The organism is Pseudomonas monsensis, from assembly GCF_014268495.2.
GTDB classification, from domain to species: Bacteria; Pseudomonadota; Gammaproteobacteria; order Pseudomonadales; family Pseudomonadaceae; genus Aquipseudomonas; species Aquipseudomonas monsensis.
The window spans coordinates 773862-786782 of record NZ_CP077087.1 but is presented as its reverse complement, the minus strand read 5'-3'; the positions used below and the strand labels follow the sequence as shown (position 1 = coordinate 786782).

Sequence of the window (12921 nt, the reverse complement as noted above, 5' to 3'; positions counted from 1 at the left end):
AAAGTAGTTCGGGCCTGCCGGCAATGCGGCACCGCTTATCGCTGGCGAAACAGCTTTTGCCACCAGCGGCGGGGTTGCAGTGGCACCACGATGATGTCCGATTTCTGCAGCCAGTCGCGCTCGTAATCCCAGGCGTGACCGCCCCACAATTTTCCCGCCTCGTTGGAAAACCCCAGGGTCAGGAGCTGATAGGTGTAACCGGCGTGACCGCGCAACCAGTCGAACAGCACCAGCGTATTGAAGCCGGTGGAGGGCCCGACGTAGCGCTTGCCCCCTGGCCGGTCGACCGGGTAATTCCACAGCGGCGGCAACGGGATGCGGTCCCAATACATGGCCACCTGTGGCAACGGGCACATCGGTGCAGCGCAGCCGACGAGCATGGTGAAACAGCGTTCGCCCGCCCGCTCGATCAGCCGCTGCACGTCGGGGCCGTAAGGCAGACCAAAAAAGTAGGCGTCCGGCGCGTTGTAGCCATGCACGAAGACATTCACGCTTTGCGCGTTGAGCAGCGGTGCCTTGATGCAGGTATTGAAGCTGACGACGATGTCATCGGCGCCGATGTCCAGCGCCTGAAAATCCGCCGCGGTGATGGCCGGGTTGTTGGCGATCAGCACCACCCGCGCCGCACGGCTCAGGCACGTGCGCAGCGCTTCGGGCAAGGCTTGCAGAACCGATTGGTCACCACCCGGCAGCGCATCCAGCGCCATGTGCTCATCCATCATTCAGACCGGCACCTTCATGCCGTAGCGCAACTTCACCCAGAACCGGGTGAACGCCGAAGGCGGCTGCCATGGGCGCATTTCGCGCTGGATTTCGGTGGCGAGGGCCTGACCGACACGGGCGAAGGAATAGCGACTTTCGGCAAACGCCTGGCCATTGCGGGCAATACCTTCGGCCAGCTCGGGGTTGTCCTGCAGCAGTTTGATCTTCTCCACCGCCTCGTCTTCGCTGCGATAGAACACCGTGTTGTGCATGTCCTCGAAGCCCAGCAACTGATCCTCTTCGCCCTGACTCCACGCCAGCAACACGCACCCACAGGCCATGGCTTCGAAGTTCTTGATCATGAACTCGTTCATGCCGATGTCGGCGCTGACGAAGATCTTGATGCGGTTGAGCGTCTCCAGGTATTCCGCGCCCGACTGGGTGCGGGTGACCAGCATGCCGGTGCGCTTGGAGAGCGACTCCAGCAGTGCCTTGCGCTGGGCGTACTCGGTGCTTTTCAGGCTGCCGAGAAAGCCGAGCGGAATGTCGCGCACCGCACCGGTGTTGCGCAGCATCTGCTCGTCATAACCTTTGGAAACGAACACCGTGTCGATGCCTTCGGCCAGCATCTTGCGGGCAACGACGGCACCGGACACCAGCGCCCGGCAACTTGGCAAACGGCGATAAAGACGCGAATACACGCCGCGATACTTACTCGCCGGCATGTAGTTCTGATAGGCGTCGTGCTCGAGGAAGATCAGCCCGGGGATGCATTTGAGCACCTGCAGTTGCGTGGCCAGACGCTTGACCCGGGAGAAAATCACCACGCGGTCGAAGGTCTGGTAATCCACCGAAGCCAGAAACGAGCCCAGATTCAACTGCTGCTGCTTGCTCAAACGATAGATCAAACACTCATCACAGTTCTGCTGCACGATGTCGTAGAGCCGGTCGAGAATGACCCGCTGTTCGTCCATCACCAGGAGCATGACTTTCATAAATTAATTGACCACGCGGCGCAGGCAGGCAAGCGCATCGGATTCATGGCAGCCTGCATCAACGGAAACGATGAGATCCCCAAGGCAAAATCCGTTCACACGCCGTACACATCGGTAAGAATTCATCGGGATCAACGACTGCGAATCTTCTCGACAATCGCAGTTGTCGAGCTGTTTTCCACCAGTCCAAGCACTTTCACCGTGCCACCATACGCGGTCACGATATCAGCACCGACTACCTGATCAATCCCGTAGTCGCCCCCCTTGACCAGCACATCCGGCTTGACTTCACGCAGCAGGTTTTCCGGAGTGCCTTCGGGGAAACTGATCACCCAGTCCACTGCCCCGAGGCCTGCCAGTACGGCCATGCGCCGGTCGACACTGTTGATCGGGCGGCCCGGCCCTTTCAGGCGGCTGACCGAGGCGTCGTCGTTGACCGCGACAATCAGCCGATCGCCCTGGGCCCGCGCCTGTTCCAGATAGGTCACATGCCCGGCATGCAGGATGTCGAAACAGCCGTTGGTGAAGACAATCCGTTCGTTGTGTGCCCGGGCGTCGGCCACGGCCAGCACCAATTGCTCGAGGCCCAGAACACCACGCTCGGAGCCTTCTTCACGCTGAATGGCGCGACGCAGTTCCGGCGCACTGATGGCAGCCGTACCGAGTTTGCCCACCACAATGCCGGCGGCCAGATTGGCCAGCGCGACGGCGTGGGGCAACTCTTCACCGGCGGCGATTGCGGCGGCCAGGGTAGAAATGACCGTGTCACCGGCACCGGTGACATCGAACACTTCGCGGGCACGGGCCGGCAGGTGCAAGGCCGGGTGATCCGGACGCAGCAGGGTCATGCCGTGTTCGCCACGGGTCACCAGCAGCGCACCGAGCTCGAGGTCGTGCATCAGCGCCGCGCCCTTGCTCACCAGTTCGTGCTCATCGGCACAACCGCCGACGATGGTCTCGAACTCGCTGAGGTTTGGCGTGAGCAGGCTGGCCCCGCGGTAGATGGTGAAGTCCTTGCCCTTCGGGTCGGCCAGCACCGGTATGTTTTTCGCCCGGGCCGCCTGGATCAGGGCCTGATGGTTTTTCAGCGCACCTTTGCCGTAGTCGGAAAGGACCAGCACCTTGATGCCTTCGAGCAGGTCGTCGACCTGTGTGCCGAGCGCCAGGGCGTCGGTGGCGAACGGTTCTTCGAAGTCGATACGCAGCAATTGCTGGTGCCGGCTCATGACCCGCAGCTTGACGATGGTTGGCTGATGCGCAATGCGCTGAAACAGGGCGCGTACGCCCGCTCCCTTGAGACTGTTGCTCAGGCTGTCGGCGGCTTCGTCGTCACCGGTCACACCGACCAGGGACGCCGGCGCACCCAGCGCGGCAATGTTCAAGGCAACGTTCGCGGCACCGCCCGGACGATCTTCGATCTGCTCGACCTTGACCACCGGCACCGGCGCCTCAGGGGAAATCCGTGAGGTTCCGCCATGCCAGTAACGGTCGAGCATGACATCGCCGACTACCAAGACCGGGGCTTGATCGAAACGCGGCATGGACAACTTCATGGAGCAACCCACATACAAAATGAACAGGGGCGCGATATTAACACAGGGGAAAGCGCCGTCCGCCTCAATCTGAAAGGTCGCGCACCCAGAACAATTCGTGGCGCCGGACGGCCTTGCGGAAAAATTCGTTACTGCCCGTGACAGGCCAGCGCCGCCCCGCCAGTCCCTGCTGGATCCAGCGTCGCAACTGCCGCTTGAACACTTGCCCGCCCTGCAGGTCGTGCTCCATGGCCAGCGCCATGGCCTTGTCCAGTTGCACATCCGCAGGCACCAGCGGACTCCACAAGCGATCGGCCGGCAGCGGCTCGATCGCCGGCGGCAAGGCAATCCCCGCGCCGGCCGGGCCCATTGGCCAGCGGTCGTTGTCGTGCAGGTGGTTGGCGTACATCAGCAGGGTCGTCGGTTTCCACTGGCTCAGGCCAACCGCCTCAAGCAGCGCCTGGGTCGACGCCACGTGATCGCTGTGCGGATCCAGCTCGGGATGCGGCGTCACAAGCACTTCAGGGCGGTAATGCTCGAGCAGCGCCACCAGGTCAGCGACCAGATTGCGCCAGGTCGGCTGACCATCGACGTCGGCTGGCAGGCACAGTGGATTGTGTCGACGGACGCTGCGCACGTCGCTGTCCTGCGACTCCCGGGAACCGAACGCCTTCGTCGGCTCCTTGGCCATCTGCGGCAATTGCAGGCAGTAATAGCCCAACTGCACGCAACGCCCGGCAGGCACGCCGCCCCACAGCGGGATCGTCAGGCTGTCCCAACTGCGCAAGCGCCCCTTCAACCGCGCAGCCTGGGCCTGATCCAGCCCCAGACGCTGGAAGTTCTCAGCCTCGATTTCGCCCTGAGTCAGGGTGACGATGCTGACGTCTTCGCAGCGGCTGTAGAGGCCGAATGCGGCCAGCTCGGCATCATCGGCATGAGGGGCCACGACCATCACCCGCTGGCGGGCATAGTCAGGATTGGTCATCACCCACAGGGTGCCTGTGGCAGCCACCGCGCAATAGCGTCCGCGCAATGCCAGCGTGCCTTGGATCAGCGCAGTGGCCTGCCCGGACAGATTAAGGAATCGCCGCCCGTTGACGCCTCGTTCGAACGCCTGACAGTCATCGCCGATCTCAACCCAGGGATCGAGCCAGCGGCCCAGCCAATGAGCCTTTACGTGCAGCTCGAGAACAAGCGTCTCACCCGCTGCCAACGGCTCGCTCAGGCGTACCGTGCCGCCCTCCACGCTGACCGACTGACGGGCCGTATGCGCAGGAAAGTCATAGTGATAGTCGTCTGAGGGCCGGTAGAACAAGTGATCGGCGAACCAGGCCTCGTGGGCTACCCAGGCCAGCACGAGCAGCACCGGTACCAGCCACCAGCCGGCCAGGAAGCCGATCAGCAGCAACGCCAGCAGAAAGACCACGAGAAACAGACGCTTGCTGCGTCGATGGGCCTTGAGAAGCTGTTGCTTGCGAGCGCTCATGAATTCAGACCTTGTAGACCGGCACCGTATGGCACCAGCGATCCTTGTACTCACGGTCGGCACGACCGAATGAATAACGCAACGGTTTGCCCAGTGCCTGCGCATCCGCCCAGGCCTGCTGGGTATTGACGAAACTCAGTACGCTGCCGGGGCTGAACTCGCGGCTCTGCGGGTCGACGCCGCCGTTGATGTATTCCAGCGACACCCATTGCGGCGCTTCGACGCGGTAGAGCACCTGAATGGCTACCGGCGCCGAATCGAGCATCGCCACAGAACCGGTCATGAATTCACGCAGCAGGGTAAAGACTTCCGCCAGCCCGGCCTTGCCCGGCACTTCGAAGCCCCAGCGGCGCTGAAACAGATCGCCATACGCCGCAGCCTGTTCCTGCGGCGTGAAGTCGGACATCGGAACCAGCGACCCGCCCGCCTCTTCCAGCAGGCGCTGTTCGCGACGCTGGTTGTAACGGAATTTCTTCGAATACTCTTCCGGCAACCGGGCCAGGGCCAACCCTTCAGGCTGGACCTTCAGGGTGCTGATCTGCCCGGCATTCAGCTGGGAAACATAGGCCATGCGCTGGCGCACCGGCACGACAACGTCCGGCGCGATGGGCAGGATGATTTCCGCATTGCCCATATCCAGCAAACCACGCTTGCCCTCGCGCTTGAGCACTTCCTTGGACAGCGCGACATGGCGGCCCCAGCAGGGAATGGCAGCGACCACGTCGCCGTCGACAATCCAGCCCAGGTAACGCAGCTCAATGCCCACGAACGTCGATAACCGCTCGACGACCTCGGGATGCGTCGCAACGCTGCCGCCGAAACGCTGCCAGGCGCGGGCGTAGGCATCCCGATCGATTTGCGTCCAGCCACGTTCACGAAAGCTGCGAAACACCGTCAGCATACGTCGGTCGCGTGGGCCGGTTGTGGCTCGTCACCCTCTTCGAACTCTTTGGCGTGCAGGCGCGAGTAGTAACCGTTCTGCTCCAGCAGTTGCGCGTGAGTGCCGCGTTCGACGATCCGGCCTTCATCCATGACCAGAATCAGGTCGGCTTTCTCGATGGTGCTCAAACGGTGCGCGATCACCAGCGTCGTGCGGTTCTGCACCACATGATCCAGCGCGGCCTGAATATGCCGCTCCGACTCGGTGTCGAGGGCCGAGGTGGCCTCATCGAGAATCAGCAGCGGCGCATCCTTGAGCAGCGCCCGGGCAATGGCAATGCGCTGACGCTGGCCACCGGAAAGCAGCACGCCGTTTTCGCCGACCATGGTTTCGTAACCTTGCGGCATCTTGGCGATGAACTCGTCGGCGTATGCCTCGGAGGCCGCGCGTTTGACATCGTCGAACGGTGCTCCGGCCAGATCGCCGTAAGCGATGTTGTTGGTCACCGTATCGTTGAACAGCGTGACCGCCTGGGTCACCAGCGCGATCTGCCGACGCAGGCTGCGCAAGGTGAAGTCCTGCACTTCTACGCCATCGAGCAGGATCTGCCCGTGTTCATGCTGATAAAAACGCGGAATCAGCCCGGCCAGGGTCGATTTGCCGCTGCCTGATCGACCCACCAGTGCAACCATCTGCCCAGGCTCCACGACAAAACTGATGTCGTTGAGCACCTGCTTGTCGGTGTCCGGGTACTGGAAGCTGAGATTGCGCACTTCCAGGCGACCCTCAAGGCGATCGCGCTCGACCGTGCCTTGATCCACTTCTGCCGGCTCATCCAGCTGCTCGAAAATACTTTCGGCACCGGCCACGCCTTTCTGGATGGTCGAGCTGACCTCGGAGAGCTGACGAATAGGCTTTGGCAACAGACCGGCCATGGTGATGTAAGCCACCAGATCGCCCGGCGATGCATCGCCGCGAAGGTAAAGCACAAGGAACATGACCACGGCCATGGCGCTGTAGGTCACCAGCTGCAGCATTGGCGTATACACCGCGCCAGTCTTGGTCATTGTCAGTTGCTTGTCGGTATTGCTCTGGCTGGCATCGCGAAACCGGGTCTTTTCATAGACTTCGCCGCCGAAACTGCGCACGACGCGATAACCATGAATCGTCTCGGACGCAACGTGCGTCACGTTGCCCATCGAAACCTGGATCTTTTTGCTCTGCTTGCGAAATTTACGGCTGGTGCTGTTCACCATGATGCCGATCACCGGCAGGATAGCCACCATCACCAGGGTCAGTTTCCAGTTCATCCACAACAGGGTGCAGAACAGGAAAATGACGGTCATGCCTTCACGGATGACCACCTTGATCGCATCGGTCGCCGCCCCCGTCACCATGGTGACGTTGAAGGTGATGCGGGAAATCAGATGGCCGGAGTTGTTCTTGTCGAAGAACCGGTTGGGCAGTTCCAGCAACTTGTTGAACAGCACCACCCGCAGGTCATGGACCAGGCCCAGGGAGACCCGGGCCAGGAAGAAGTTGCCCAGGTACGAGCCCACGCCCTGCAACAGGGCAATGAACACGATCATCAATGGCACGGTTTCGAGCAACTGCAACTTGCCCAGGTAAGGGTTGCCCGGAAACAGGCTGGCTTCAGGATTGGCCAGGCCGTCGACAAAGTACTTGAGGATGTAAGCAAGCATCGGTTGGGTCGATGCGAAGATCAGAAACCCGACGATGCTGAGAAGGAAGAGACCGGCGTAAGGCCGCACGTAAGCCAAAAGGCGGAAATAGATCGCCAGCGTTGACTGGGCTTTCGGTTCAGGACTGCTCATGGTGATCCGCACAATTCAGTGAGGCGCCGATGATATCACAGGCCTTTTTCCCTCGATAAACATGACTGCGAGCCAGCCCTTGGGCAACTCGGTTAAGATACCCCGCTAATGATGGGGAGCCTGATATGCAATCGATTGATCACAGCACTTACGAGGCACTGCGCAAAGGTGCACACGTACTGGAAGCCGACGGTTCCGGCGACAAGGTGCTCAGATTGGCCGATGGACGCATGCTCAAGCTGTTCCGGCGCAAGCGACTGCTCAGTTCGGCGCTGTTCTATCCCTATGCCCAGCGTTTTGCCGACAATACCCGCGCACTTGAACAGCGCGGCATCCTCTGCCCCACCGTCATTGCGGTCTATCGCATCCCGAGCATCGAACGCGACGGCGTGTATTACAGCCCGCTGGCCGGCAACACCGTGCGCCAGTTACAAGGCACCCGCGAGGAGGCTGACGCACTGAGGTTCAAGCTGGGTGGCTATTTCGCGCAACTGCACGAGAGAGGGGTGTATTTTCGATCGTTGCACTTCGGCAACGTGGTGCTCACGCCCGATAACCAATTAGGCCTGATCGATATCGCCGACCTGCGCTGCCAGAAACGCGCACTGAGCGACAGCAAACGCCTACGCAACTTCGCCCACCTGCTGCGCTATAAGGAAGACCGCCAGTGGTTACTCGGCGAGGACGCCGGCGACACCTTTATCGAAGGCTACCGCCAGGCCTTGCCGAGCAACCGGCAGGCGCCACTGATCTCGCGCCTGCGTCCACTGCTCGCCTGAGCCTCTAAGGCCCGATCACCAACACCGTTGCACCCTTGCGATTGGCGAAATGTTCGATGACGCGCAATTTGTGGGCGACCAGCCATTCCTTCAGCCACGGCTCATCGCCCTTCGCGTCAATCAGAAAATACCGGTAGTCGCCGGCATGAACAGCCGACATCGCTTCCTCACGGGTCAGAACCGGCAGCGCATAGCCGCGACCGGCGTAATAACTGATCCGGCCGTCCTCGAAGTACGTCGGCGCGTCACGTTCGACATGGGCGGCCATCCAGCGACCCGCCTCGATGTAATGGGTCTTGCCGGCCCCGGTGGAAATGACGTTCGACAACATCACCAGCAACGCCACGGCGACCAGCCACTTGCTCCAACGGGGAAACTCGCGAACGAATGCCGCCAGCCCCATCGCCAGCACGGGTACAAACAGCAGGTTCAGAAAACTCATGTAGCGCGTATTCATGAACTGCAGCTTGAGGAAAAACAGCACCAGCACGACCAGATACAGCAAGGCCGTCCAGGCAAAAGGCTGATAGTCACGCCAGTAGTCACCGAGAACACCCCAATTGCGGCGCAGAATGAACGGCACGGCAAATGGCCCCATCAACTTCACGAACGTGATGGTCATGGTCGCCAGGATGCCGAAAAAAATGATCCGCCCGGCTTCATCCTGGGAGTATTTGGTGATCATCGAATTGGCGAACTGATCGCAGAGCATCTGAAACGAAGCCAACACGCTGTGGGGCGCGATCATGTCCAGATAGAGCATCACCCGTGCGGACATCAGCACGCCCGACACCAGCACCAGCACCATGCCGATAACCGGCAACACCGAGAACTGCACGAAGCGCATGCGCCGGGTCGAAGACCAGAGATTGGGTAACTGCCACAGCGCCAATGCGGGTATCAGCAACAGCGCCTCAAGCCTGAACAGGGCCGCCGCGACCACCGCCAGATGGATCAGTGCGGCACGCAACCAGCCACCCCGATCTTGCCAACGCAAAGCGAGCCAAAGGGCCAGTGTGCAGAAAAACCAGAAACCGCATTCGCGGATGATGTCGTTGCGAAAGCTGTTGACTGCCGGCATCGCCAGCACCACCAGGCAAGCCCAGCGAGTGGCATGCGCAGAACGCTGACGAACGCAATCCACCATCAAGGCGCTGGTGCCGGCAAAAAACAGACCGCACCAAAGGTAGGCGCTCAGCTCCAGAGGCAAATGCAGGACGAGATGGGTGCCAGCCAACAGAAAGGAAAACCAGGGCCAGTCAAACGTTGCCCAGGCCACCTTTGGGCCATGCTCACTGACTTGTTGCGCAATATCGAGGTACAGCGCCGCATCACGCGCGACTGTCGCCGTGCCCATGACCGCAATCAGCGATAACAGCACACTGCCACAAAATGCCAGCCATACCGGGTATTCGTCGATGATCCGTGAGACTTGAGCGCCCACCTTACTGCCCGTACCTTTCACCCAGCCACCTCACCGACACGCTTGAACAGGGTACGCGCACGTCATCGCGAACCGTTTACCGAAACAACAACCTCAACGCCTTGCGCGTGTATGACCAGCGCGAGAAGGTGCGCCAGTCCGCACGCAACGCCTGAAAGTAGAACGCCCTGGCGAGTTTGTATTCGCCATGGGAATAGCAGTCGCGAAACAACGAAAGACAACGCTGCGCCAGAAACGCCTGTCGCAGGTCGTGCATCTGCGCCGGCATACGCCGGGCCGAGAACACTTCACTGACAACCTGCTCCGTGCCTGCAGCAAGACTCTGGCGCAAATCATGGCGCATGCTGTCGGCGTGCTTGTAGATAAGTGCCAGAGGCTGATTCAGAACAGTGCAGGGATAACGCGCCAACACCTGGGCAAACACCGGCAGATCTTCAACGTTGCGCAGATGCTCAGGATAAGTGCCCGGCACGAACACACCGCGATGCATGGCACAGGCACCGTTGGAAATTGATATGGTCTTGTCCAGCAGATACCCCTGCAGGCATTGACGTGGTGTCAGCGGCAATGGCTTGGCGCCTTGCAGGCTACGCCTGCCGTCCGCGAATACCGACCAGTGCGCGCCGATGACCATCATGCTTTGGGGGTTGTGGGCAATATGCTGCGAAAGTGCCGCGAGCGCACCGGGCGCCATTTCGTCATCGGAGTCGAGGAAAACCAGATACCGCCCGGTCGTCTCTTCAAGCCCCCGATTACGCACGGAAGACAACCCGCCATTGCTTTTGCGCACCGCACGAAAACGCCCACTGTGTTCGCGCAGAAGCGCTTCCACCACTGCAGGCGTCTCGTCCGTCGAGCCATCGTCGATGACTAAAAGATCCGCCGCCGCTTCATCCAGTTGCGCCAACACCGACTCCACTGCCCGGGGCAGGGTTCGCGCATAGTTGTAAGCCGGAATAACGACGCTGATCAGTGTTTCAGTCAAGACCGTATCCTTTCGCACCCTCTTTTACGACCAGAATATCTTCCATGATCAGGTATTGCAGGTCGGAACCGAAAAACATGTTCAACGCGTCAGTCGGCGAACAGATCATCGGCTCGCCACGACGGTTGAGGGAGGTGTTCAGCGACACACCGTTACCCGTCAGGCTCTCCAGAGCCTTCATCATGTCGTAATAGCGCGGGTTGTATTCGCGCTTGAGTACCTGAGCACGGGAAGTGCCGTCTTCGTGGACGACTTCCGGCACGCGGGTCTTCCACTCTTCAGCCACTTCGAAGGTGAAGGTCATGAACGGCGCCGGGTGATCGATCTTGATCATCTGTGGCGCCACGGTGTCGAGCATCGACGGGCAGAAAGGCCTCCAGCGCTCGCGGAACTTGATCTGGTGGTTAATGCGGTCAGCCACACCGGCCACGCTCGGGCAACCGATGATCGAACGGCCACCCAGTGCACGCGGACCAAATTCCATGCGCCCCTGGAACCACGCCACCGGGTTGCCATCGACCATGATCCTGGCGATTTCTTCCGGCATGTTGTCGAGCTTGCGCCAGGTCGGCTTGTTCTCGTGACGGGCGCACGCGGCGATCACGTCTTCGTTGCTGTACGACGGGCCGAGGTAGACGTGCTCCATCTTCTCGACCGGTACGCCACGGGCGTGGGACACATAGGCCGCTGCGCCAACCGCGGTGCCGGCATCGCCGGACGCCGGCTGCACGAACAGCTCCTTGATGTCATCGCGGGCGATGATTTTCTGGTTCAGCTTGACGTTCAGCGCACAACCACCGGCGAAGGCCAGCTTGCCGGTTTCCTTGAGCACGTCGCCCAGGTAGTAGTCGATCATCTGCAACGCCAGTTTCTCGAACAGCGCTTGCATGCTCGCGGCGTAGTGGATGTAAGGCTCGTCGGCGATGTCGCCTTCGCGCTTCGGACCCAGCCACTCGATCAGCTTCGGCGAGAAGTAGAAGCCTTTGCCCTTCTCTTTGTAGCGACGCAGGCCGATCACGTTGGCGTAGTCGGTGTTGATCACCAGTTCGCCGTTCTCGAACGAGGCCAGACGCGAGAAGTCATATTTGCTGGCGTCGCCGTACGGCGCCATGCCCATGACCTTGAACTCGCCGTCGAGCATCTCGAAACCGAGGAACTCGGTGATCGCGCCATAGAGGCCGCCGAGGGAGTCCGGATCAAAGAATTCCTTGATCTTGTGGATCTTGCCGTTTTCGCCGTAACCGAAGAAGGTCGTGGCGTACTCGCCCTTGCCGTCGATGCCGAGGATCGCGGTTTTCTCTTTGAAACCCGAGCAGTGGTAGGCGCTGGAGGCGTGGGCCAGGTGATGCTCGACCGGCTCGATCTTGATCTTCTTCGGATCAAAACCCAGTTGCTCAAGGCACCAGACGATCTTGTTGCGATAGCGCTTGTAGCGACGGTTGCCCATCAGGATCGCATCGAGGGCGCGATCCGGGGCATACCAGTAACGCTTGGCATAGTGCCAGCGGGCCTTGCCGAACAGGCTGATCGGGGCGAACGGAATTGCAACCACATCGACATCGGACGGCTTGATGCCGGCCTGCTCAAGACAGAACTTCGCCGATTCGTAGGGCATGCGGTTTTTTGCATGCTTATCGCGTACGAAGCGCTCTTCTTCAGCCGCCGCCACCAGCTTGCCATCAATGTACAAGGCCGCTGATGGGTCATGGCTAAGGGCGCCGGACAGGCCAAGAATCGTCAATGCCACAGGGTCTAGCCTCTTAAGTCTGCGTTCGGGCGCCGGGCGCCCTGAAAAATTGATGTGCCCCCCGCACCGGGCGAGAGACAGCTAAAGGGCGGGATTATAGCGTAAACATGTCGGGAATTACCCTGTACGAATCGCGCCCGAATCGAATGAATCAGATAATTCCTGCTCAATGTCTTAATAACCACCCTTGCGCCAATAAATACCGAGGTTGCCATCGGTGACCTGACGATAAACCGTATAAGGCAGCGATATCGTATCGACCACGCCCGAAAGGGGCAGATCCAGCAAGACAAACGGCACAAGAAAACCGCTTGGGTCCGGCGGTGCATTCAGTACGCAAAAGTCAAAAGCCAGACCACTGTAAATGCGCGGTATGGATTGGCAGTAGGTTTTTTGCTTGCGCAGATCTCGAGCGGCATCGGCATCGTCCTGCAATACGGTCAGGGCACTCCCACAACCGGCTAGAGCCCATGAAAAAACACTCAACGACATTGTCTGTTTTATGGTCAAGGTTCGCCCTCCGAAATGGACAGGCA

General features: G+C 60.3%; 11 protein-coding genes. 1 reads left to right on the top strand and 10 read right to left on the bottom strand.

Annotated elements, in window-relative coordinates; translation table 11 throughout:
* Nucleotides 1-35: 35 nt before the first annotated feature.
* The 6 genes from HV782_RS03345 to msbA all read right to left on the bottom strand — a co-directional run bounded on the left by HV782_RS03345 (nt 36) and on the right by msbA (nt 7430).
* Entirely contained in the window at nt 36-722 is a 687-nt protein-coding gene (locus HV782_RS03345) for a hypothetical protein (protein WP_123470835.1), read from the bottom strand.
* Entirely contained in the window at nt 723-1697 is a 975-nt protein-coding gene (locus HV782_RS03340; RefSeq protein WP_123470833.1) for a glycosyltransferase, read from the bottom strand.
* Between the two features lie 131 nt (nt 1698-1828).
* Nucleotides 1829-3250, bottom strand: a complete 1422-nt coding sequence (hldE, locus tag HV782_RS03335; RefSeq protein WP_123471167.1) for a bifunctional D-glycero-beta-D-manno-heptose-7-phosphate kinase/D-glycero-beta-D-manno-heptose 1-phosphate adenylyltransferase HldE — start codon at nt 3248-3250, stop codon at nt 1829-1831.
* A 64-nt stretch (nt 3251-3314) separates the two neighbouring features.
* Nucleotides 3315-4715, bottom strand: a complete 1401-nt coding sequence (locus tag HV782_RS03330) for a PIG-L deacetylase family protein (RefSeq protein ID WP_186746169.1) — start codon at nt 4713-4715, stop codon at nt 3315-3317.
* 4 nt (nt 4716-4719) lie between these two features.
* A complete protein-coding gene (locus tag HV782_RS03325; protein WP_123470830.1) occupies nt 4720-5616 on the bottom strand; it encodes a GNAT family N-acetyltransferase in 897 nt (298 codons plus the stop codon).
* The gene (gene msbA / locus HV782_RS03320; RefSeq protein ID WP_123470828.1) at nt 5610-7430 is read right to left on the bottom strand and encodes a lipid A export permease/ATP-binding protein MsbA; all 1821 of its coding nucleotides are present in this window, start codon (nt 7428-7430) and stop codon (nt 5610-5612) included. The genes HV782_RS03325 and msbA overlap by 7 nt, the downstream gene beginning before the upstream one ends.
* A gap of 125 nt (nt 7431-7555) precedes the next feature.
* On the opposite strand from msbA, the gene HV782_RS03315 reads away from it, so the two are divergent.
* Nucleotides 7556-8209 (top strand): protein kinase family protein, encoded by a 654-nt coding sequence (locus HV782_RS03315; protein WP_123470826.1) that lies wholly within the window; start codon nt 7556-7558, stop codon nt 8207-8209.
* A gap of 4 nt (nt 8210-8213) precedes the next feature.
* On the opposite strand, the gene HV782_RS03310 is transcribed toward HV782_RS03315, so the two are convergent.
* From HV782_RS03310 to HV782_RS03295, 4 genes are all read right to left on the bottom strand, one after another.
* Entirely contained in the window at nt 8214-9653 is a 1440-nt protein-coding gene (locus tag HV782_RS03310) for a glycosyltransferase family protein (RefSeq protein WP_225931052.1), read from the bottom strand.
* A gap of 76 nt (nt 9654-9729) precedes the next feature.
* A complete protein-coding gene (locus HV782_RS03305; protein ID WP_123470823.1) occupies nt 9730-10638 on the bottom strand; it encodes a glycosyltransferase family 2 protein in 909 nt (302 codons plus the stop codon).
* Nucleotides 10631-12385: a carbamoyltransferase family protein gene (locus tag HV782_RS03300; RefSeq protein ID WP_186746173.1), complete on the bottom strand. Its 1755-nt coding sequence runs from the start codon at nt 12383-12385 to the stop codon at nt 10631-10633. The genes HV782_RS03305 and HV782_RS03300 overlap by 8 nt, the downstream gene beginning before the upstream one ends.
* A 174-nt stretch (nt 12386-12559) precedes the next feature.
* On the bottom strand, nt 12560-12895 hold the full coding sequence (locus HV782_RS03295) for a YceK/YidQ family lipoprotein (RefSeq protein ID WP_123470820.1): 336 nt from the start codon (nt 12893-12895) through the stop codon (nt 12560-12562).
* Nucleotides 12896-12921 lie beyond the last annotated feature (26 nt).

Bases quoted from the DNA above. Each gene is read 5' to 3' on its own strand.
- HV782_RS03340 (WP_123470833.1), bottom strand. From the start codon at position 1,697: ATGAAAGTCATGCTCCTGGTGATGGACGAACAGCGGGTCATTCTCGAC.
- HV782_RS03345 (WP_123470835.1), bottom strand. From the start codon at position 722: ATGATGGATGAGCACATGGCGCTGGATGCGCTGCCGGGTGGTGACCAA.
- hldE (WP_123471167.1), bottom strand. From the start codon at position 3,250: ATGAAGTTGTCCATGCCGCGTTTCGATCAAGCCCCGGTCTTGGTAGTC.
- HV782_RS03325 (WP_123470830.1), bottom strand. From the start codon at position 5,616: ATGCTGACGGTGTTTCGCAGCTTTCGTGAACGTGGCTGGACGCAAATC.
- HV782_RS03315 (WP_123470826.1), top strand. From the start codon at position 7,556: ATGCAATCGATTGATCACAGCACTTACGAGGCACTGCGCAAAGGTGCA.
- HV782_RS03330 (WP_186746169.1), bottom strand. From the start codon at position 4,715: ATGAGCGCTCGCAAGCAACAGCTTCTCAAGGCCCATCGACGCAGCAAG.
- msbA (WP_123470828.1), bottom strand. From the start codon at position 7,430: ATGAGCAGTCCTGAACCGAAAGCCCAGTCAACGCTGGCGATCTATTTC.